Here is a 20,766-nt window from a genome sequence, read left to right as displayed (position 1 = left end):
GATGATCGAACAGCCGCAGGCCGCCCACGGCAGGCGCCGCTCCTTCGTGCGCCCGGTCATGCTGGCGCTGCTCCTGGTGGCCATGACCGTGCCGGTCTACCTGCTCGTGGTCAACAGCTTCAAGTCCCAGGACGACATCCTCGGCAACCCCTTCTCCCTCCCGTTCGGGGACCTCACCTTCGAGTACCTCGCCAACGCCGTCAACAGCCCCCAGTACAACGTGATCCGCAGCTACGGCTTCACGCTGTTCCTGGTCGTCGTCGTGGACGTCCTGTGCATCCTGCTGGCCGGCCCGGCGGCGTACGCGATCGCGCGCAGCCTCAGCCGCCGCTCCCAGCTGCTGCTGCTGTACTTCCTCGCGGGCACGTTCATCCCGGGCGCCGCGCTGGTGATCCCGGTGATCTACGTGCTGCGCTCGGTCGGCCTGGCCAACACCGTGGCCGGCCTCGTGGCCCACGACGTGGCCTCGACCCTTCCGGTGAGCATCTTCCTGTTCGTCGGCTTCATCCGTACCATTCCGGCCTCCATCGACCAGGCGGCGATGATCGACGGCGCGGGGCGGCTGCGCACGTTCTGGACGATCATCTTCCCGCTGATGCGGCCCGCGGTGGTCACCGTGCTGATCCTCAACTCGATCGGGATCTGGAACGACTTCGTCAGCCCGCAGATCCTGCTCAGCCCCGGCTCCGGCCGGTACACGGTGACGACGGCCATCTACGCCGGGATCAGCCAGTACTCGACCCACCTGACCAGGGTGTTCCCCAACCTGCTGCTGGCGGTGGCACCGGTCGTCATCTTCTTCGTCTACATGCAGCGCCACATCATCAGCGGCCTCACGGTCGGCGCGGTCAAGGGCTGAACGGCCCGTCACGGAAAGAGGGACCATGACGTTGTTACGCAATCGGCGGCCGCGCGCGGCCGTGGTAATCGCGCCGGTGATCGCGACGATGATCGCGGTCGTGTCGGCGGCCGTCCCGGCGGCGGCCGAGCAGGGCGCGGGCGGCACCACGTACCACGTCGCGCCGTGGGGCAGGGACTCGGCCGGCGGCCGGTCGGCCGCGACGGCCTTCCGGCACATCCAGCGGTGCGCCGACGTCATGACGCCCGGCGACACCTGCCTGATCCAGTCGGGCACGTACGAGGAGACCGTCGTGCCCGCCAGGTCGGGCGCCGCCGGACTGCCCATCACCTACCGGGCGGCCCCCGGCGCGCGCGTGACGGTGAGCGGCGCCAAGCGGATCAGGGGCTGGTCCCCGGTCACCACCCGGGACGTGGCCCGCATCGCGCAGTGGGACCCGTACGCGCCGGACTCGCCCTTCGCCCAGGCCGTGCGCGACGGTCGCGTCCACAGCGCCCGCGCCGACCTCGGACCCGACGTCACGACCGTGCAGACCTTCACCGACCAGCGGATGAACGTCGAGGCCCAGTGGCCCTACCCCGGCCTCGACCTGCTCGAACCCGCGGTGCGGTACGCCGGCCCCGGCAGCGCGGAGGCCACCGTCGCCGACGACGCGCTGACCCGCCCGGCCGGCTACTGGACCGGCGCCCGCGTGACGACGAACTACTGGTACATCACGGCGACCTCCACGATCAAGAGCTCCGACGTGGGCTCGGTCGTGCTCGACGCGGCGCCGCCGTGCGTCCACAAGGTGATCCCGAAGGACACCCGGTACGCGCTCGCCGGCAAGATCGGCGAACTCGCCCACCCCGGCACCTGGTTCTACGACCCGGCCGGCAAACGGCTCTACCTGTACAGCGAGGACGACCCCAACCGGCACGTGATCGAGGCCAAGGCCCGCACGCTGGCCTTCGACCTGCGGAACACGAGCCACACGACGATCGCCGGCGTCGGCCTGTTCGCCGCCACCATCGAGACCGGGCCCGGCAGCAGCCATGTCGTGATCGACGGGATCACCGGCAGGTACCTGTCGCACTACACCGACATCACGCGCGGCGCCACCGACTGCGGCTCCACCGTCACCCGGGGCGTCGCCGACACCGGCATCGTGCTCAACGGCACGGACAACCAGGTCGTCGACAGCGACCTGTCACTCAGCGCCGGAAACGGCATCGCGCTGCGCGGCATGCGGAACACCGCGACGAACAACGTCATCCACGACGTGGACTACCTGGGCACCTACGCGGCCGGCGTCGCCGTGCAGGGCAACAGCCAGACGGTCACGCACAACACCATCTACCGGGTCGGCCGCAGCGGCGTGAACCTGCAGTGGGACAACGCCGCCGGCGGCACGCCGGGGCCGGACCGCATCGCCTACAACGACATCTCCCAGTACGCCCGGCTGAGCCTGGACGTGGCCGCGGTCTACACCTGCTGCGGCTCCGACATGCTGGGTACCTCGATCGACCACAACGTGCTGCACGATCCGGCGCCGAGGTGGGGCGCCACCAAGTTCGGGGTCACCGGCGTCTACGCCGACAACGGGCAGAGCAACATCACCATCGCCGCCAACGTGGGCTGGGGCAACCCCGAGGGGACCGTGATGCTCAACGGCCTCGGCGGCGGCTCGCACAACAACGGCGTCTACAACAACACCGGCGGCATGACGATGTTCTACGTCAAGGAGCCCGGCAACTCGACCGGCACGAAGGTCTACAACAACATCGGCCCGATCCGCGGCCTCGACGGCGCCACGAACGGCGGGATGGTGCTGTCCAACAACCTGCCGGCCGACGTCGACCCGCTGTTCGTCGACCCGGCCGGGCGCGACTACCGGCTGTCGGCGGCGTCCCCGGCGCGCAACCGGGCGATCCCGCTGCCCGGCGTCAACGACGGTTCGACGGACCCGCTCCCGAGCCTCGGCGCCTACCAGTACGGCGCCCCCAAGTGGGTGGCCGGAGCGACCCGCTAGGACGACCGGGCGCAGCAGCAGCCCCGGCGTCCGTGGCCGCCACCACGGGCGCCGGGTCCGGTGCGCGCAGGGCGTGCTCCGGGAGGTCGTCAGAGAGGGCGGTGCATGATGTGCAGTCCGACGTAGCCCTTCGCCGGGCTCCGGAAGCCCTCCGGCACGGTGCCGAGCACCTCGAATCCGAGTTTCCGGTACAGGCGCACCGCCGCCTCGTTGGTCTCCACGACCGCGTTGAACTGCATCGAGCGGAAACCCGTGGTGCGGGCCCACTCGATGGTGTACTCGCACAACGCGCGGCCCACACCACGTCCGGAATGTGCTGGATCGACCATGTAGCTGGCGCTCGCGACGTGCGAGCCGTTGCCCATCTGGTTGTTGTTCATCTTCGCGGTGCCGAGGATCGTGCCGTCGTCGTCGACCGCGACGACCGTACGGTTCGGGGCGGGCAGCAACCACCAGCCGCGCCCCTCTTCCTGGCCGAGATCGAGCGGATAGGTGAAGGTCTCACCGGCGGCGACGATCTCGCGGAAGAACGGCCAGATGGCCGACCAGTCGTCCACGGTGGCTTCCCTGATCAGCATCCGCCCAATATACCGGCGACGCCGAGACGTCAGGCGAGCCTCCGGAGCGCTCTGATGCTGCCACCCTTGTGCCATGGTTCGCACATCACTGATCGCATGCTGCTTAGCCGTCTCGCTCGCCGGCTGCGCAGGTGACCCGGTTCCGGTCGAGTCGTCCAGGTCCGCTCAGCCGGAACCCGCCGCCGCCCCGCAGACTCCGCTGCAGCAGAGCGCCGTTCCCGGCACGCAACGGTATTACGCCACCGAACTGCGACCCGGCGACTGCATCGAACCCCTTCCCCAGACGTTCCTGGTGACCGTCGTCCCCTGCCATGTGCCGCACTCGGCCGAGTTCGCCACCACCTACGTCCTCCCGCAGGGGCCCTATCCGGAGGCGGACATGACACGGCTCGCGGAGAACGGATGCCTTCCCAGAATGCGCGTCAAGAAGTCGAAGAGGGATGTCATCGGGATGACGTGGCTGGGGCCGGCCGCGGAGGACTGGCCCCGCTACCGGACCGTGTACTGCCTGGCCGTACGCACGGACGGCCAGAAGACGACAGGCCGGGTGGTCGAGTGAACCACCGAGCCACGGCGGTCATGACCGCGACCGCCGTCAGGTGGACTTGATGAAGGTGTGCAGGTCGTCGTTGAACCGGTCACGGTGGGTGACGAACAGGCCGTGCCCGCCGGTCGGGTACTCCAGGTAGGTCGCCCCGGGAACCAGCTGGGCGGTGCGCCGCCCGGTGACGGCCACCGGCACGGAGGCGTCGGCGGCCCCGTGCACGACCAGCGCGGGCACGGCGATCTCGGCCAGCGAGGCCCGGTGGTCGAAGGTCATGGCGGCCCGCTGGTACTGGCGGATCGCCCACGGCGAGACCTCAAGGCACTGCCGCAGCGTGAAGTCCACCTGTGCGGGGGAGATCTCGTTGCCCAGGTGCGTGGCGAAGAACGCCTGCGCCCGCTGGGCCAGCCACTTGGGACGGTCGGCGTCCAGGGCCGCCATCGAGGCCTCCAACATGGCGCCCGGCACTCCCTCGGGGTTGTCGTCGGTCTGCAGCAGGAACGGCAGCATCGCCGAGACGAACGCCACCCGCGCGACCCGTTCGTCGCCGTGGCGGGCCAGGTACCGGGCGACCTCGGCGCCGCCCATGGAGTGACCGACCAGGGTGACGTCACGCAGGTCGAGCAGCTCGATCAGCTCGGCCAGGTCGTCGGCGCCGGTGTCCAGGTCGTAGCCCGCCGAGGGGCGGTCCGAGCGGCCGTGGGCCCGCCGGTCGAGGGCGACGCAACGGTAGCCGCGCTCCACGAAGTACGGGATCTGGTACTCCCACATGTCGGCGGAGAGCATCACGCTGGCGACGAAGACGATGGGCTTGCCCTGGCCGTAGTCCTCGTAGGCGAGGCGGGTGCCGTCCGTGGTCTCGAAGAACATCTCATGACTCCTTATTTCGTGCGATGTCCTGAGCTTGTCAGTCAGAGGTAAGGGCGACAATTACGTCCCAGGTAAGCGTGCGCGGCCCCCACATCAGCATGTTGACGCTGCCGGCACCGCATGTTGTGATCCACACAGGCGTATTTCGTACTGGTTCAGTAGGAAATCAGGTGGTCATGAGGCTCCTCCAGAGTGCGGCCGCGGTTGTCATGCTCCTGGTGAGCGCGGCGGGCGTCCAGGTCGCGCGGAGCGGACCGGCGCAGGCGGCTCTGCCCACCGCCGCCGTCGCGCTCGGCGACAGTTTCATCAGCGGGGAGGGCGCGGGGGACTACCAGCCCGTCGTCGACGCCTCCGGTACGGCCCAGTCCTTCCCCGGCTGGTCGGCGGCCAACAGCAACGCCTACTTCTGCCACCGGTCGGCGAACGCCTCGGTGTTCGCGGCGTCGCTCCCGGGCATCCAGCAACGGTTCAACCTCGCGTGCTCGGGCGCCCAGCCCGCCGACATCGCCAGCCCCTCCAGCGCCAGGGCCGAGGGCCGCACCGTCGCCTCGCAACTCGACCAGCTGCGCGCCGTCGCCCGGACGCACGACATCGACGTCGTCCTCGTCGGCCTCGGCTCCAACAACACCCAGTTCACCTTCGGCGACGTGGCCACGCTGTGCGCCAACCGCTTCATCGCCGACGCCTGGACCGGCTGGTGGGAGTTCTGGGCCTACCTCAAGGGCGAGGTGCCGCAGAAGCCCTGCACCGCCTCGGACCTGGCCACCGACGCCGAGGTCGCCGCCGCCACCGCCGAGACCACCGCGGCCCTGCGCCAGATCCTCGACACCCTCGACCAGATCGACGCCGACGGCAGCCACCAGGTGATCCTGCAGACCTACACCAACCCGCTGCCGCCCGACGTAGCCCCGCAGTACTACGACGAGGACGGCCGCACCGACACCCGCGACAAGTTCCGCGCCCTCGGCGCCGAGCGCTACGCCGCCGGGTGCCCGATCCACCGTGCGAGCCTGGCCCCCGGGCACGTGTTCTCCCAGAACCTCGGCTCACTGGTCAAGAACGCCTTCACCACGCTGGCAGCCGAGCGCCCGGCGGCCGACCTGCGCGTCCTGGACGTCCAGCGGGCGTTCGACGGGGCCAGGCTCTGCGAGAACCCCGGCAGCCCGGCCGGTGCGCTCGCGACGCCGGTCCGCGTGCAGGACGGGCCGTCCGGCACGTTCGTCACCAGCCTGTCGGGCTGGGACAAGATCGGTATCCAGCGCGCGGCGAACACCTGCGTCACCTACTTCCAGACCTGTCAGGAGTCGTGGCACCCCAACGCCGCGGGCCACACGGTCCTCGGCCAGTGCCTGACCGGCGCCCTCACCGCGGCGCCCCGCGCGGTCGTCACGTGCGCCCGCAACCCGGACGGCACGCTCACCCTCTCCTGACGTCTCCTCGGCCGCGCGTCCGGCTGTCTGCGGCCGGACGCAGCCGCCCGAGCCGCCGCCGGCTCAGGAGCCGCCGGCCCCCAGAAGGCCCTGTTCCCGTACGAGGTCGAGGAAACCGGTCGTCAACGGGCCGGGCCGCCCGTCCTTCCACACCACGGCGATCTGCCATGCGGCCGCCGGATGGCGGACCGGCGTGATCACGACAGACGGGGGCGCGATACGGCGGGCGCTGGCCGGCACGAACGCCACCCCTGCGCCGGCCGCCACCAGCGCGAGCACGGTCTGCAGGTCCCGTGCCTCCTGGACGACGGCAGGCCGGATCGCGACGGCGGTGCACAGGCGGCTGATCTGCCCGGCCAGCCCCGGCCCTCTCTCCTGCGCCAACTGGAGGAAATCGTGGCGGGCCACCCACCCGGCGAGATCGCCGAGGTCGTGCGGCGGCCGGTCGTCATGGCCGGCCCAGGCGAGGGCGAGGCGGTCGCCGGCCAGTGGCAGCCGTCCCCATCCGCCTTCGAGGGGCAGGCGGACGAAACCGACATCGAGGTCGCCCGCGCCGATCCGGTCGAGCTGGGCCTGTGACGACATGTCATCCAAGGTGACGTGCACGTCGGGGTGGCGCCGCCGGAACGCGGCGACGATCCGGGGGGCCAGGTCGATGCTCGACAGCCCGAAGCCGACCGCCAGCCTCCCGGCCTCGCCGGCGGCCATGCTCGCCATCCGCCGCGTGAGCGCGTCGGCCTGCCGCAGGAGCGCCTGCGCGTCCGGGAGCAGGACGGCGCCCAGACCGGTCAGCACGGCGCCGTGCCGGCCGCGGTCGAACAGCCGGCCTCCCACCTGCGCCTCCAACGACTGGATCTGCTTCGTGAGCGTCGGCTGGGTGACGTTCAGCGTACGCGCGGCGCGGCCGTAGTGACCGTGCCCGGCGACCGCGAGGAAGGCGCGCAGCAGAACCAGATCCATTCCGGGAGCCTATCGAACAGCGGAAAAGATTCATTGGACGAATGGGAAGCGCATGCGCTCTCCTGGTGAACCACCCCAAGGATCCGGAGGTTCGCGATGGCGCGGAACGACGAAGCGGCCGAGACCCCAACGCCGGCACTGCGGTGCGCGACCGTGCAGTTCGAGCATCGTCCCGATGACAAGACCTACAACCTGGCCCAGGTCGAGCACTACGTGCGCCTGGCGAGCGCGGACGGCGTGCAGGTCGTCGCCTTCCCGGAGATGTGCCTGCTGGGGTACTGGCATCTCCGCCGCCAGACCCCCGAGCGGCTGCGGGAGCTCGCCGAGCCGGTGGACGGTCCGTCCGTCACCGCCGTCCGCGCGCTGGCGGCCGAGCACGGCGTCGCCGTGGGGGTCGGCTTCCTGGAGAGCGACACGGACGGGCGGCTGTTCAACAGCTACGCCCTCTGCCTCCCGGACGGATCCGTCCATCGTCACCGCAAGCTGCACGCCTTCGAGCACCCGGCGATCAGCAGCGGCGACGCCTACACCGTCTTCGACACCCCCTGGGGCGTCCGCATGGGCATCCTCATCTGCTGGGACAACAACCTGGTCGAGAACGTCCGCGCCACCGCGCTGATGGGCGCCTCGATCCTGGTGGCGCCCCACCAGACCGGCGGCACCGCCTCGCGCAGCCCCCACGGGATGCGCCCGATCCCCGTGGAGCTCTGGCGGAACCGGCACGGCGCCCCGAAGGCGATCGAAGCCGAGCTGCGCGGCCCCAGCGGACGCGAGTGGCTGATGCGCTGGCTGCCCGCCCGGGCTCATGACAACGGGCTGTTCGTCCTGTTCAGCAACGGCATCGGCGAAGACGACGACGAGATCCGCACCGGCAACGCCATGATCATCGACCCCTACGGCCGCATCCTCGGCGAGACCTGGGCGGCCGCTGACGACATGGTCACCGCCGACCTCGACCTCAGCCTGCTGCCGCTCTCGACCGGCCGCCGATGGATCCAGGGACGACGTCCGGAGCTCTACGGCATCCTCACCCGCCGGTTCGGGGACGAACGCGAGCCTCGCGCCGCTCGCTTCGCCACCGACCCGGTGCCACTCCTCCGCGCCCCCGGCAGCGGGCCCGGCGACGCGGGAGCCTGAGTCCCGGCGCCGACGCGGCGCACCGGGCCGGTTGGGCGCGGAGCCGCCCGTGGCCGGTGTGCCCAGTCACTTTGTCGGTCGCGCCCGCCATACTCGCCGCTGTCGATCAAGAGGAAGACGGGATGCGGCGTGGAGGTATCGGCATGAGCGTGGAGCGCACGCTGACGTTCGTCGGCGGAGGTTCGGCCAAGTTCTGGGAGGTGCGCCAGGACGGCGCGGAGCTGCACATCCGGTACGGACGGCTGGGCGCGGCCGGTCAGACACAGGTCAAGTCGTTCGGCTCGGCCGCCGCCGCCACTGCCGCCGCCGACAAGCTGGTGGCGGAGAAGGTGCGCAAGGGCTACGCGGAGGACGGCACGGCTCCCGCGTCGCAGGCAGCGGCCGGCGGCGTCGAGGACGAGCACCGGCTGACGTTGCCGCCCGCCTGGTTGCGCGCTCTTCACCCCCGGCGGGGCGGAGCCAAGGCCCCGGCGCACCGGCCGGACCCGAGCGCGCCGCAGAAACTGGCCGCCGAGCTGGGCAGACGCGGGAAGGGGCTCGCCGACATGGTGGCGAGGTGCCCCGACCCGGAGCTCGCGTCCGCGGGCGCGGCCTACCTGGCGGGGGAGCCCGCCGCCACACCGCTGGGCGCGGCGGTGGTCGTCAGGGCGGTGGCCGCGTCCCTGCCGTGGAACGAGCGCGAGCTGTTCTCCCTGTTCCCCGACACCTGGCTGGCCGAACGCGGCCCGGTGTTCGCGGCGGTGGCCGTGACCGAGCTGGCCTCGCTGGACTACGGTCACGACGGGGGCGCCTCGGTGGTCCGCCGGCTGACCGACGGCCAGGCCCCCGACCCGTGGCTCGGCTGGGCCTCCGGCGAGCAGATCGACGCCCGGGTCCGCGCCGTGCTGGCCGCCGCGTCCGACGACGAGTACGCCGAGGTCGTCGCGGCGCTGGAAGTGAGCCGCACGGGCGGGCTCCACCACCGCGTGGCCGCCTCCTTCCTGGCACCCACCGAGACCGCATGGGTCGCGGCCGACTGCGCCGAGGTGAGCCAGGTCCTCCCGGCGCTCGCCGTCCGCCTGATCGCCGCCGTCAGCACGCCGGAGCACGCCGAGCTGATCGCGGACCAGGTGCGTGGCGTCTACCTGGGGGACTCCTTCACCCTGCCGGCCACGGTCGTCGACGGCATGGGCGAGGCGGCCGTGCCGCTGCTGGCCGGCTGGGTGGACCACGCCTACGGCGCGGACAGCCGCAAGCGGCTGCTGCACATGCTCGCCGACCTGCCCTACGACACGGCGATGCGGGCGATCCTCGACCGCGTCGAGCAGAAGTACACCCAGGCGGCCTTCCTGCGCGCGGCCTCCCGCTTCCCCCGCCGCGCGATGCGGATGCTGGCCGAGTCCGGCGGCAAGGCCGCCGACCTGCTGCTGCGCACCCACGTGGCGGCCCGTCCCGACCTGGTGGAGGAGGTGCTCGCGAGCCTCGGCGACGGCGCCGCCGCCGAGCGTCTCGACAGGGTCGTGACCGCCGGGACCGTCGCCGCCGCTCCGCCGCAGGCGCTGCCCGAGGTGCTGGTCAGCCCGCCCTGGACCCGCCCGCGCAAGCCGCGCAAGGTGGTCGTGGTCGACGGCCTGGCGTGCACCGACGAACCGGCCCTGTCGTGGGCGCCGGGCGAGCAGGACAATTGGCGTTCCTCCCGGGCGGCGAACTCCTGGGGCCGGGCCTGGCACCGGAGCTGGAAGGACGTCGCCCGCGACATCGCCGAGAGGCGGGGCGCCCGCTGGACGGACCAGATCGCCCTGTTCGTCGCCGGGCCCGAGGAGCTGGCCGCGCCGCTGATCGGGAAGTGGCGCCCCGGCGACCTGTGGGGGGCCGGCGACTGGATGCCGACGGTGGTGGCCAGGTTCGGGCCGGCGGCGCTGCCCATGGTGGTCGACAGCGCCCGGCGCGGTCCCAGCTCGGTCGCCGCGTCGCTGCTGCCGTTCGCGGCGCCGGAGGTCGCCGTGCTGATGGCCGACTGGCTGGCCCGGCTGAAGTCCGTCCGCGCCACCGCGCTGGCGTGGCTGAACCGTCACCCCGGAGCGGCCGCCAGGGCGCTGATCCCGGCGGCTCTCGGCAAGCCCGGCGTGGCCCGGCTCCGGGCCGAGCGGGCGCTGGCGGCGCTGGTCGCGGGCGGCCACCGCGACACCGTGGCCGAGGCCGCCGCAGGGTACGGGCCCGCCGCCGAGGCCGCCGTCGCCGACCTGCTCGTGGCCGACCCGCTCGACGCGCTGCCCGCCAGGATGCCGGTGCTGCCCGAATGGACGGAGGTCGCCGTCATGACCCCGATCCACCTGCGCGGCGAGGCGGGCGCGCTGCCCCCCGAGGCGGCCCGCCACGTGATGACGATGCTGGCGATCTCCAAGCCCGGCGACCCGTACGCCGGTCTGGCCGTGGTCAAGGAGGCCTGCGACGGCCGCAGCCTCGCCGACTTCGCCTGGGCGCTGTTCCAGTGCTGGCAGGCGGCCGGCTACCCGTCCAAGGAGAGCTGGGTGATGGACGCGCAGGCGCTGCTCGGCGACGACGAGACCGTACGGCGGCTGACCCCGCTGATCAGGACCTGGCCGGGCGAGGGCGGGCACGCGCGCGCGGTCACCGGCCTGGACCTGCTGGCCTCCATCGGCTCCGAGGTGGCGCTGATGCACCTGCACGGCATCGCCGAGAAGGCCAAGTTCGGCGGGCTGAAGAACCGGGCCAAGCAGAAGATCGACGAGGTCGCCGCCGAGCTCGGCCTGAGCCCGCAGGAGCTGGCCGACCGGCTGGTGCCCGACTTCGGCCTGTCCGCCGACGGCAGCCTGACCCTCGACTACGGCCGCAGGCGGTTCGCGGTGGGCTTCGACGAGCAGCTCAAGCCGTACGTGGCCGACGCCTCGGGCAAACGGCTGAAGAACCTGCCCAAGCCAGGCGCCAACGACGATCAGGAGCTCGCGACCGCCGCCTACCGGCGTTTCGCCGGGCTGAAGAAGGACGTGCGCTCCGTGGCCGGGGACGCCATCCACCGCCTGGAGCAGGCCATGGTCAACCGGCGTCGCTGGAGCGCCGGCGACTTCGGCCGGCTGCTCGTCGGCCACCCGCTGCTCCGGCACATCGTCCGGCGGCTCGTATGGGGTCTGTACGACCCGTCGGGCCGGCTCACGGGCACCCTGCGCGTGGCCGAGGACCGCAGCTTCGCCGACGTCCAGGACGACGCGCTGACGTTGCCCGAGGACGCCCTCGTCGGCGTGGCGCACCCGCTGGAGCTGGGGGAGGACCTGGCCGCGTGGGGTGAGGTGTTCGCCGACTACGAGATCCTGCAGCCGTTCCCGCAGCTGGGCAGGGAGACGTACGAGCTGGATCCGGCGCTGGTGGCCGAGATCGAGGCGGCCAGGATCCCCACCCGCGCGGTGCTCGGCCTGGAGCGGCGCGGCTGGCGGCGCGGCGCGCCCCAGGACGCCGGCTGGCAAGGCTGGATCGAGCGGGACGTGCCCGGCGGCAGCACCATCACGATCGGCCTCGATCCGGGCATCGCGATCGGCCACGTCGACTTCGCCGACGAGCAGACCCTGGTCCAGCTGGGGCTCGACGGCCTCGATGCGATCACCACCTCCGAGATCCTCCGAGACCTCAGGGAGATCACCCGATGAACGGACACGCCCAGCGGCCCCCGGCCGAGATCCGCTACGCCGGCGAGCTGGCCAGGCTGCGGGAGCACGACACCGACGACCGGCCGCCCGGCTGGGCGCTCAGCTTGCGGGCCGCCCGCCGTTTCGTCCTCGGGGACGAGAAGCTGGGCGTCAGCCGCAAGTTCGTGGGCGATCCCTCGCTGATCGACCGGTCCCTGGTGACGCTCGCGACCAACCGCGGGCTGATGCTGGTGGGCGAGCCCGGCACGGCGAAGTCGCTGCTGTCCGAGCTGCTGGCCGCGGCCGTGAGCGGCACCTCGACGCTCACCATCCAGGGCGGCGCGGCCACCACCGAGGACCAGATCAAATACTCCTGGAACTACGCGCTGCTGGTCGCCGAGGGCCCCTCCACCCGGTCGCTGGTGCCCGCGCCGCTGCTGCGCGGCATGGCCGAGGGCAAGGTGGTGCGCTTCGAGGAGATCACCCGGTGCCCGCTGGAGGTGCAGGACTGCCTGCTGTCACCGCTGTCGGACCGGGTGCTCGCCGTACCGGAGCTGAGCGGCCCGGAGTCGATGGTGTTCGCCCAGGAGGGGTTCACGATCCTGGCCACCGCCAACACCCGCGACCGCGGCGTCAACGAGATGAGCGCCGCGCTCAGGCGCCGCTTCAACTTCGAGACCGTCTTCCCGATCGCCGACTTCGACACCGAGCTGGCGTTGGTGGAGGCGGAGGCGGGGGCGCTGCTCAAACGCTCGGGCGTCACCGCGCCGCCGCGCCGCGACGTGCTGGAGGTCCTGGTCACCACCTTCCGCGACCTGCGCCAGGGGCAGACCGCGCGCGGCGAGGCCACCGACCGGCTGTCGGGGGTGATGAGCACCGCGGAGGCCGTCTCGGTCGCCCATGCCGTCGGGCTGCGCGGCTGGTTCCTGCGCCGCGAGCCGGGCACGGCCGCCGACCTGGTCTCCTGCCTCGCCGGCACGGCCGCCAAGGACAACCCGGAGGACCTGGCCAAACTGCGCAGGTACCTGGAGCGCAGGCGGCACGGCGACCAGTGGCAGGCCCTGTACGAGGCCCGCCACCTGCTGCCGGGCTGACCGATGGCGGTCGTCTTCCTCGGCGTGCGGCACCACAGTCCCGCCTGCGCCCGGCTGGTCGCCGACACCATCCGTGCCGTACGCCCCGCGTACGTGCTGGTCGAAGGCCCGTCGGAGATGAACGGCAGGATGGACGAGCTCCTGCTCGGCCACGAGCTGCCGATCGCCGTCCACACCGGCTACCGCGACCATGAGCGGCGACACGGTTCCTGGACACCGCTGTGCGACTACTCGCCGGAGTGGGCGGCGCTGACCGCGGGCCGCGCGACCGGCGCCGAGCTGCGCTTCATCGACCTGCCCGCCTGGCATCCCGCGCTGGCGGACGTCAGCAACCGGTACGCCGACGCCGAGGCCCGCTACACGGAGGCGACCCGACGGCTCTGCCGCGCCTTCGACGTGGACAACGTGGACGCGTTGTGGGACCACCTGTTCGAGATCGAACCGGCCGACGGGCTGGCCGAACGGCTGGCCACCTACTTCGACCTCGTACGCGGCGACACCGAGACCGATCCCGGCGACACGGCCCGCGAGGCGTACATGGCGCAGTGGATCCGGGCGGCCGCCGGCGAGGCGGGCGAGCGGCCGGTGGTCGTGGTCACGGGCGGCTTCCACCGTCCCGCGCTGATCCGGCTGGCCGAGCAGGGCGAGCGGAGCTGGCCGCAGGTGCCGCAGCCGCCCGAGGGGGCGACGGCCGGCAGCTACCTGGTGCCGTACTCGTTCCGCCGGCTGGACGCCTTCGACGGCTACCAGTCGGGCATGCCGTCGCCCGGCTACTACCAGGACCTGTGGGAGCACGGCCCCGACGGAGCCGCCCGCCGGCTCACCGAGGCGGTGACGGCCCGGCTGCGCGCCCGGCGCCAGCCGGTCTCCACCGCCGACCTGATCGCCGCGCGCGCCACCGCCGACGGGATCGCGCTGATGCGCGGTCACCCGCATCCGGCCCGCGTCGACGTGCTCGACGGCCTGGCCACCGCGCTGGTCGGCGAGGCGATCGAGACCCCGCTGCCCTGGGCGTCCCGCGGGCCCCTCCAGGCGGGCCACCACCCGGTGGTCGTGGAGATGATCGCGGCGCTCAGCGGCGACCGGACAGGCCGCCTGCACCCCTCGACCCCGCTGCCGCCGCTGGTCCACGCGGTGCTCGCCGAGCTGGGCGGCCCCGGCGACGAACGGCTCGACCTCGGCGGGCAGGCCGGCCGTGCGCGCAGCCGCTTCCTGCACAGGCTGCGCGTCCTGGGCGTCCCGGGCGTGGTCCGCATCTCGGGGCCCCGCCCCGCGGGCGGCGCCGAGCTGGTCGAACAGTGGACCCTGACCGACGCCGACGACCGCCTGCCCGCCCTGATCGAGGCAGGCGGGTACGGCGTGGACCCGCAGGAGGCGGCGGCCTCCGTGCTCGCCGGGCGGATCAGGGGCGCCGGCCTGGACGAGCTGGCCGACGTGCTGTTCGACGCCGCGCTGTGCGGCATCGGCGAGCTGACGGGGCAGGTGCTCGACGACCTCGCGCGGGCGATCGCCGCGGCGGCCGACCTGGGCTCGCTGGGCCGCACCCTCACCGTCGCCCTGGCGATGTGGCGCCACGACGAACTGTTCGCCACCAGCGGCAGCGCCACCTTGGGCGCCGTGGTGCGGGCCGCCGCCCTCCGGGTGTTGTGGCTGGCCGAGGGCGTGCGCGGCGGGCCCGTACCGGCCGATCCGCGGCGCATCGGCGCCCTGGCCGCCGTACGCGACGCGCTCAGGCACGCCGGCCCGCCACTGGGCCTGGACCTGGACGCGGCGCTGGGCGTCGCCGACCGCGTCGCCGCCTGCCAGGACGCGCCGCCCGACCTGCGCGGGGCGGCGCTCGGGCTGGGCTGGTCACTGCGCGGCGCCCCCGCCGCGGACCCCGCACGGGCGGTACGCGGCGCGTTCGTCCCCGCCACGGCCGGCGACTGGCTGGCCGGGCTGTTCGCGCTCGCCCGCGAGGAGGTCCTGCACACCGGCGGCATGCTGGAGCTGCTCGACGAGCTGGTCGCGGCTATGGGCGACCACGACTTCCTGGTGGCCCTGCCGGCGCTGCGTCAGGCGTTCGGCTACTTCCCGCCCCGCGAGCGGCACCTCATCGCCGCCCGCCTGGTCGAACTGCGTTCCGGCGCGGGCGCGTCCGCGTGGGACCTGATGCGGCTGGAGGCGGCGCCGGAACTGGTGGCCGCAGGCATGGCACTGGACGAACGAGTCGATGCGGCACTGCGCCGGGAAGGACTGATCACGCCATGACCGACCCCACCCTCATGCGGTGGCGCCTGCTGCTCGGCGAGGCCGGCGGCGTCTGCCTCGGCGGCGGGCAGCTCGACGAGGAGGCCGCCGGCCGCGACGCCGCCATGGACTGGCTGTACGGCCGCGACGAGGACCTGCGCAGGCGGGGCGTACGAAGACAAGCCGGGAGCGGCCCGTCGAACCTGACCACGTTCGGCTGGCTCGACGACATCACCCGCCTGTTCCCCAAGGAGACCGTCGAACGCCTGCAACGCGACGCCGTCGAACGCTACGAGATCCACGACCTCGTCACCGACCCCGACGTGCTCGCGCGCATCGAGCCCAACCCCGCGTTGCTCAAGGCGGTCCTGCACACCAAGCACCTGATGAACCCGCAGGTGTTGCGGCTGGCCAGGCGCATCGTGGAGCAGGTCGTCCGGCAGCTCGTGGACCAGCTCGCCACCGAGGTGCGCAGCGCCTTCTCGGGCACGAAGGCACGGCGGCCGGGCCGGCTGCGGCTGGCCCGCAACTTCGACATGGTCCGCACCCTGCGCGCCAACCTCGGCCGCTACCAGCCCGACACCGGCAAGGTCGTGATCGAGACCCCGCTGTTCTTCTCCCGCACCCGCCGCCACCTCGAACAGTGGCAGGTGATCCTGCTCGTCGACCAGTCCGGCTCGATGACCGACTCGGTGATCCACTCGGCGGTCACCGCGGCCTGCCTGTGGGGTCTGCCCGGCGTACGCACCCACCTGGTCGCCTTCGACACCGACGTGGTGGACCTGACCTCCGACGTGGACGATCCCGTGGAACTGCTCATGAAGGTCCAGCTCGGCGGCGGCACCGACATCGCCCGCGCGGCGGCGTACGGCGCCGGGCTCGTGGACCAGCCGCGGCGGGCCGTCGTCGTGCTGATCTCCGACTTCTACGAGGGCGGCGATCCCCACCGGCTGGTCCGCATCGTGCGTCACCTGGTCGAGCAGGGCAGCAAGGTCCTCGGCCTGGCCGCCCTCGACGAGCAGGCCAACCCCGACTACGACCGGGACCTCGCGCAACGCCTGGCCGACGCCGGCGCGTACGTGGGCGCGATGACCCCGGGCGAGCTGGCGTCCTTCGTCGCGGAGCACGTGGGCCGATGAGAACGGACCTGCTCGGGCTCACCACCGACTCCCTCGCCGCGCTCACCAACCGCGGCCTGGTCAAGCGGGCGGGCAAGGAAGCCGCGCCCGACCTGCGCACCGACGCCGACGGGACCGTGCACGGCGACTTCGCGGGCGGACCGACCGCGAGCCTGCCCCCCGGCGGGCTCGACGCGGCCCGCTGCACGTGCGGCGCCACCGGAGTCTGCCGGCACGTCGTCGGGGTGGTGCTGGCGTACCGGCACCAGCACGCCGCGACCGTCGAGACCGTCGGACATCCGCAGGTCGAGGGCGCTGTTCCGGAACCCGCCGCCTGGTCGCCGGGGCAGCTGAGCGACGACGAGCTGACCGCCAGGATCGGCGCCCGCCTGATGACCGCCGCCCGCCGTGCCGAAAGGGCCGGATACACCGCCCGCGTGCGCCGCGCCACCGCCGCCGATCCGGTGCCGCAGGTCGAGCTCGCCACCGCGACCGTGCGTTTCCTGATCCCCGGCGACCTCGGCTTCGTGCACACCGACGCCGTCGCGGGCAGCCGCGACGACGTCATCGCCCTCGCCGTATGGGCCTTCCGGGTGGCCGACGAGCTGCATCCCGGGACGCCGGAGGTACGGGTCGACGTCGGCGGCCAAGCCGTCGCCGGGGCAGGAGCCGGGCTGGAGGGGGCCCTGGGGCTGGCCGGCACGGTCCTGCGCGAGGGCGCGGCGCACCTCGGCCAGGGATTGGCGGCCACCATCGCCGACGTCCAGCGCCGCCTGGACGCCGCCGGATCGCGCTGGCCGCTGCTGGCCGTCGGCGACCTCGCCGAGCAGCTGGCCGCCTACCGCGACCGCGGCGCCCACTACCGTCCCGAGCTGCTCGCGAGCCACCTCGCCGAGCTCCACGCCCGGCACCGGGCCGTGACCCGCCCCGACGCCACCCTCCGCAGCAGCGTGCTCGGCACCGCCGAGGCCGCCGAGACCCCGTTGCGCCGGGCCCGGCTGGAGAGCCTGGGCTGCCGGGTCCGCAGTCTCGGCGACCGGCGGATCGCCGAGGTCTACCTGGCCCACAGCGACAGCGCGATGGTCCTGGTGCTCCGCCGCGAATGGGACCGCGAACAGGACGGCGGCGACGACTGCGACGGCGCCGCACTGGCACGGCGACGCGTCGCCGGCTCCACGCTGGCCGCCCTGGCCACCGGCAACCTTGTCACCGAGTCCGCCGTCCGCAGCGCCAGCCGTACCGTGCGGCTGGCCACCGGGCGGATCGCCAGGACGACGGTCAGCCCGTCGCGCGGCGACTGGGGTGAGCTCTCGCCGTCTCTGGTGGTGACCGACCTCGCCGCGCTCGGCCGCGAGCTCGACGCCCTCACGCTGCGGCCCATCCGTCCGCGCGTCGAAGCGGAGCTGGTACGCGTCGTCGCCGTCTCCCGGGTGGTGGCCATGACCTACGCGGCCGGTGACCAGCGCCTCGACGCCGTCATCGCCGACCGGGCGGGCAACACCGGCACCGTCACCGCCGTCCACACCGGCGCCGCACCCGGCCGGCTCGACGCGCTGGCCGCCGTGCTCGCCGGGGAGGAGGGCGAGCTGCGTTTCGTGAGCGGAGTGGTCGGCCGTACCGCGGGCGGTGTCGTCATCGACCCCGTCGGCCTGGCCGCCGGCGGCCGGGTCGTCGTGCCCGACCTGCGACCCGCCGGAGGCGGCGGCCGGCTCGCGGCCGCCGCGGACGTCCGGCACGACCCGCTGACCGCCGTGCTGATCGACGCCCGCGGGCTGCTCGCGGAAGCGGCCCACCACGGCCTGTCCCACCTGCCGCCGACCTACGACGCCCGCCTCGGCAGCGCCGCGCGACGGCTGACCACGCTCGGGCTCCACCGCATCGCCCAGGCCGTCACAGCGTTCGCGGCGGCGCGGTCCCAGGGGCCGGGCGAGGCGGCCGAGCAGACCTGGGTCGACGCCTACCTGCGCCTGGAGGTGGCCCTGGAGCTGACTGACCTGACCCCATGTGGGTCCCACGCTCGCTGATTTGACTTCTGTCGAAACAGCGGCCCATGATGGCTCTTGCTTAGATGAGCTTCTATTCAAGGGAACAGTCATGAGCGACAGTTGCTGCGGCCCCACCACGATCGCGATCGAGCAGATCGCGGCCCCTCGCCAGGCGGCCTCGGTGCGGGACGACCTGCCGGTGGTCGTGATCGGCGCGGGCCCCGTCGGCCTGGCCGCCGCCGCGCACCTGACCGAGCGCGGCCTCGGCCACCTGGTGCTGGAGGCCGGCGATCAGGTCGCCGCGTCGATCGCGCAGTGGGGGCACGTACGGGTGTTCAGCCCCTGGACGTACGACATCGACGCCGCCGCCCGCCGCCTGCTGGAGGCCGACGGCTGGACCGCCCCCGACCCCGGACGGCTGCCGACCGGCGCCGAGCTCGTCGCCGACTACCTGGCCCCGCTGGCCAAGCTGTTCGGCGACCGGGTGCGCACGAACGCACGAGTGACCGCGATCAGCCGCCTCGGCCACGACCGGCTGCGCACGGCAGGCCGCGAGCAGGCCCCCTTCGTGATCCGCCTGGCCGACGGCGGCGAGCTCCAGGCAGCCGCGATCATCGACGCCTCCGGCACCTGGACCACCCCGAACGTGCTGGGCGCGGCCGGCCTGCCCGCCCACGGCGAGAACGACGTGCCCATCGACCACGCCCTGCCCGACGTCCTCGGCGCCGACCGGCACCGCTACGAGGGCCGGCACGTCCTGGTCGTCGGCGCAGGACACTCGGCCGCCACCACGCTGCTCGCCCTGGCCCAGCTGGACGACACCCCGATCACCTGGGCCATCCGCGCGGGCACCGCCGGCCGCGTCTACGGCGGCGGCGACGCCGACGCCCTCCCGGCCCGCGGGGCACTCGGCACCCGGCTGCGCGCCCACGTCACCTCCGGCCGCATCGCCTTGCTGACCGGCTTCTTCACCCACCGGGTGCGCGCCGCCGCCGACGGCGTCGAGGTGACCAGCCGCACCCCCTCCGGCGCCGAGCAGTCGATCACCGTGGACCGGATCGTCCGGGCTACCGGCTACCGCCCCGACCACTCCATCGCCGCCGAACTGCGTCTCGACCTCGACCCGGTGCTCGGCTCCACCCGCGCCCTGGCGCCGCTCATCGACCCCGACCAGCACTCCTGCGGGACCGTCCCGCCACACGGCGTGGACGAGCTGGCCCACCCCGAGCCCGGCTACTACGCCATCGGCGTCAAGAGCTACGGCCGCGCCCCGACCTTCCTGCTCGCCACCGGGTACGAGCAGGCCCGCTCCGTCGTCGCCGCGCTGGCCGGCGACTGGCAGGCCGCCCGCGACGTGCGGCTCGACCTGCCCGAGACCGGGGTGTGCTCGTCCAGCCTGGCCGAGGGCCAGGAGCGGCGGGCCGGCCTGGCCGCGGGCGTCGGCGGCGGCTGCTGCGGCTGAGCGGGGGCGCCGCGCCACGGCCGTGGCGGGTGCCGTCTCCGTGTTCGCGCCGGTCGCCTGCCAACGCCTATGATTTAGACCGGCATCGAATCAAGGAGTCACGCCATGGCAGCCCCCGCCACCGCCCAGTGCTGTGCGCCGATCGCCCGCGAACCGCTCGGCGAAACAGCTGCCGCCGAACTGGCCACTCTGCTCAAGGCCGTCGCCGACCCCGTACGGCTGCGCCTGCTGTCGCTGATCGGCTCCCATCCCGGCGGCGAGGCGTGCGTGTGCGACCTGACCGGCGTCTTCGACCTGACCGCCCCCACCATCTCCCACCACCTGAAGGTGTTGCGCACCGCCGGGCTGATCGACGGCGAACGCCGCGGCACCTGGGTCTACTACCGGATCGTCCCCGAGGTGGTGAACCGGCTGGGCGCGCTGTTCACGCCGCTCGCCGCCAAGGCGCAGAACGCCCCGGTGGACGTGGAACTCCACACCGTCTGACCGACACGGCGCACCCTCGCGGGACAATGTCTGACTTGCGCATCTGAGCAACCTTGATGCAGTCTGAAGCTGACAAAACACCTGCTCAGTAAGGACGACACCATGGCCGACCTCGGTTGGGCGGAGATCCTGATCATCGCCCTCGTCTTCATGTTCCTGTTCGGGGCCAAGCGGCTGCCCGACACGGCCCGCGCCGTCGGCCGTTCGTTGCGGATCTTCAAGGCCGAGACCACCAGGACGGACGAGCCGGCCCTCTCGCTGGAGGAGCAGGCCCGGCGTCTGGAGGAGCAGGCGGCCAGGTTGCGGGCCGGCGCGCGGCAGGACGGCCGGTAGCGGATGCGACGCTCGGGAGCCGGCGCGCCGCGCGCCTAGACTTGGCACCT

16 protein-coding genes are annotated in these 20,766 nt (G+C 73.1%); 13 read left to right on the top strand and 3 right to left on the bottom strand.

The genetic code is table 11. From position 1 onward, the window contains the following. Position 1: 1 nt before the first annotated feature. Positions 2–859, top strand: coding sequence for a carbohydrate ABC transporter permease (locus tag AB0J76_RS35420; RefSeq protein WP_352323592.1), 858 nt, complete (start codon positions 2–4; stop codon positions 857–859). Positions 860–884: 25 nt separating this feature from the next. Further along, positions 885–2,870, top strand: coding sequence for a right-handed parallel beta-helix repeat-containing protein (locus AB0J76_RS35415; RefSeq protein WP_352323593.1), 1,986 nt, complete (start codon positions 885–887; stop codon positions 2,868–2,870). An 89-nt stretch (positions 2,871–2,959) separates the two neighbouring features. Here AB0J76_RS35415 and AB0J76_RS35410 read toward each other — a convergent pair whose 3' ends face one another. After that, complete coding sequence (locus AB0J76_RS35410) at positions 2,960–3,448, bottom strand: GNAT family N-acetyltransferase (protein ID WP_352323594.1); 489 nt, start codon at positions 3,446–3,448, stop codon at positions 2,960–2,962. Positions 3,449–3,521: 73 nt separating this feature from the next. On the opposite strand from AB0J76_RS35410, the gene AB0J76_RS35405 reads away from it, so the two are divergent. Beyond that, entirely contained in the window at positions 3,522–4,007 is a 486-nt protein-coding gene (locus tag AB0J76_RS35405; RefSeq protein ID WP_352323595.1) for a hypothetical protein, read from the top strand. Between the two features lie 36 nt (positions 4,008–4,043). Here the strand turns inward: AB0J76_RS35405 and AB0J76_RS35400 are convergent, their stop codons facing one another. Next, a complete protein-coding gene (locus AB0J76_RS35400; protein ID WP_352323596.1) occupies positions 4,044–4,862 on the bottom strand; it encodes an alpha/beta hydrolase in 819 nt (272 codons plus the stop codon). A gap of 176 nt (positions 4,863–5,038) precedes the next feature. Between AB0J76_RS35400 and AB0J76_RS35395 the strand changes: the two genes are divergently transcribed. Next, positions 5,039–6,292, top strand: coding sequence for a hypothetical protein (locus AB0J76_RS35395; protein ID WP_352323597.1), 1,254 nt, complete (start codon positions 5,039–5,041; stop codon positions 6,290–6,292). A 63-nt stretch (positions 6,293–6,355) separates the two neighbouring features. Here AB0J76_RS35395 and AB0J76_RS35390 read toward each other — a convergent pair whose 3' ends face one another. Then, the gene (locus AB0J76_RS35390) at positions 6,356–7,252 is read right to left on the bottom strand and encodes a LysR substrate-binding domain-containing protein (RefSeq protein WP_352323598.1); all 897 of its coding nucleotides are present in this window, start codon (positions 7,250–7,252) and stop codon (positions 6,356–6,358) included. Positions 7,253–7,405: 153 nt separating this feature from the next. On the opposite strand from AB0J76_RS35390, the gene AB0J76_RS35385 reads away from it, so the two are divergent. The 9 genes from AB0J76_RS35385 to AB0J76_RS35345 all read left to right on the top strand — a co-directional run bounded on the left by AB0J76_RS35385 (position 7,406) and on the right by AB0J76_RS35345 (position 20,716). After that, complete coding sequence (locus AB0J76_RS35385) at positions 7,406–8,389, top strand: nitrilase family protein (protein ID WP_352323599.1); 984 nt, start codon at positions 7,406–7,408, stop codon at positions 8,387–8,389. A 143-nt stretch (positions 8,390–8,532) separates the two neighbouring features. Continuing rightward, positions 8,533–12,030, top strand: a complete 3,498-nt coding sequence (locus AB0J76_RS35380; RefSeq protein WP_352323600.1) for a DUF4132 domain-containing protein — start codon at positions 8,533–8,535, stop codon at positions 12,028–12,030. Next, positions 12,027–13,103 (top strand): AAA family ATPase, encoded by a 1,077-nt coding sequence (locus tag AB0J76_RS35375; protein ID WP_352323601.1) that lies wholly within the window; start codon positions 12,027–12,029, stop codon positions 13,101–13,103. Before AB0J76_RS35380 ends, AB0J76_RS35375 begins: the two co-directional genes overlap by 4 nt. A 3-nt stretch (positions 13,104–13,106) precedes the next feature. Then, on the top strand, positions 13,107–15,353 hold the full coding sequence (locus AB0J76_RS35370; protein WP_352323602.1) for a DUF5682 family protein: 2,247 nt from the start codon (positions 13,107–13,109) through the stop codon (positions 15,351–15,353). After that, positions 15,350–16,471: a VWA domain-containing protein gene (locus tag AB0J76_RS35365; RefSeq protein WP_364392023.1), complete on the top strand. Its 1,122-nt coding sequence runs from the start codon at positions 15,350–15,352 to the stop codon at positions 16,469–16,471. Before AB0J76_RS35370 ends, AB0J76_RS35365 begins: the two co-directional genes overlap by 4 nt. Beyond that, entirely contained in the window at positions 16,468–18,474 is a 2,007-nt protein-coding gene (locus AB0J76_RS35360; protein WP_352324472.1) for a hypothetical protein, read from the top strand. The genes AB0J76_RS35365 and AB0J76_RS35360 overlap by 4 nt, the downstream gene beginning before the upstream one ends. Positions 18,475–18,544: 70 nt before the next feature. Beyond that, a complete protein-coding gene (locus AB0J76_RS35355; RefSeq protein WP_352324473.1) occupies positions 18,545–19,897 on the top strand; it encodes an FAD-dependent oxidoreductase in 1,353 nt (450 codons plus the stop codon). A gap of 105 nt (positions 19,898–20,002) precedes the next feature. Continuing rightward, on the top strand, positions 20,003–20,383 hold the full coding sequence (locus AB0J76_RS35350) for a metalloregulator ArsR/SmtB family transcription factor (RefSeq protein ID WP_352324474.1): 381 nt from the start codon (positions 20,003–20,005) through the stop codon (positions 20,381–20,383). Between the two features lie 102 nt (positions 20,384–20,485). Continuing rightward, complete coding sequence (locus AB0J76_RS35345; protein ID WP_352324475.1) at positions 20,486–20,716, top strand: twin-arginine translocase TatA/TatE family subunit; 231 nt, start codon at positions 20,486–20,488, stop codon at positions 20,714–20,716. Positions 20,717–20,766: the final 50 nt, after the last annotated feature.

Source organism: Nonomuraea sp. NPDC049624 (assembly GCF_040675255.1).
GTDB lineage: Bacteria > Actinomycetota > Actinomycetes > Streptosporangiales > Streptosporangiaceae > Nonomuraea.
Note: the sequence above shows the minus strand (reverse complement) of the source record. Positions and strands in the feature narration are given on the sequence as shown.

What these genes read in the sequence shown, in the direction of transcription:
- AB0J76_RS35400 (WP_352323596.1), bottom strand. Translation starts at nt 4,862, where the DNA reads ATGTTCTTCGAGACCACGGACGGCACCCGCCTCGCCTACGAGGACTAC.
- AB0J76_RS35410 (WP_352323594.1), bottom strand. Translation starts at nt 3,448, where the DNA reads ATGCTGATCAGGGAAGCCACCGTGGACGACTGGTCGGCCATCTGGCCG.
- AB0J76_RS35355 (WP_352324473.1), top strand. Translation starts at nt 18,545, where the DNA reads ATGAGCGACAGTTGCTGCGGCCCCACCACGATCGCGATCGAGCAGATC.
- AB0J76_RS35375 (WP_352323601.1), top strand. Translation starts at nt 12,027, where the DNA reads ATGAACGGACACGCCCAGCGGCCCCCGGCCGAGATCCGCTACGCCGGC.
- AB0J76_RS35405 (WP_352323595.1), top strand. Translation starts at nt 3,522, where the DNA reads ATGGTTCGCACATCACTGATCGCATGCTGCTTAGCCGTCTCGCTCGCC.
- AB0J76_RS35395 (WP_352323597.1), top strand. Translation starts at nt 5,039, where the DNA reads ATGAGGCTCCTCCAGAGTGCGGCCGCGGTTGTCATGCTCCTGGTGAGC.
- AB0J76_RS35350 (WP_352324474.1), top strand. Translation starts at nt 20,003, where the DNA reads ATGGCAGCCCCCGCCACCGCCCAGTGCTGTGCGCCGATCGCCCGCGAA.
- AB0J76_RS35390 (WP_352323598.1), bottom strand. Translation starts at nt 7,252, where the DNA reads ATGGATCTGGTTCTGCTGCGCGCCTTCCTCGCGGTCGCCGGGCACGGT.
- AB0J76_RS35370 (WP_352323602.1), top strand. Translation starts at nt 13,107, where the DNA reads ATGGCGGTCGTCTTCCTCGGCGTGCGGCACCACAGTCCCGCCTGCGCC.
- AB0J76_RS35420 (WP_352323592.1), top strand. Translation starts at nt 2, where the DNA reads ATGATCGAACAGCCGCAGGCCGCCCACGGCAGGCGCCGCTCCTTCGTG.
- AB0J76_RS35380 (WP_352323600.1), top strand. Translation starts at nt 8,533, where the DNA reads ATGAGCGTGGAGCGCACGCTGACGTTCGTCGGCGGAGGTTCGGCCAAG.
- AB0J76_RS35345 (WP_352324475.1), top strand. Translation starts at nt 20,486, where the DNA reads ATGGCCGACCTCGGTTGGGCGGAGATCCTGATCATCGCCCTCGTCTTC.
- AB0J76_RS35360 (WP_352324472.1), top strand. Translation starts at nt 16,468, where the DNA reads ATGAGAACGGACCTGCTCGGGCTCACCACCGACTCCCTCGCCGCGCTC.
- AB0J76_RS35415 (WP_352323593.1), top strand. Translation starts at nt 885, where the DNA reads ATGACGTTGTTACGCAATCGGCGGCCGCGCGCGGCCGTGGTAATCGCG.
- AB0J76_RS35365 (WP_364392023.1), top strand. Translation starts at nt 15,350, where the DNA reads ATGACCGACCCCACCCTCATGCGGTGGCGCCTGCTGCTCGGCGAGGCC.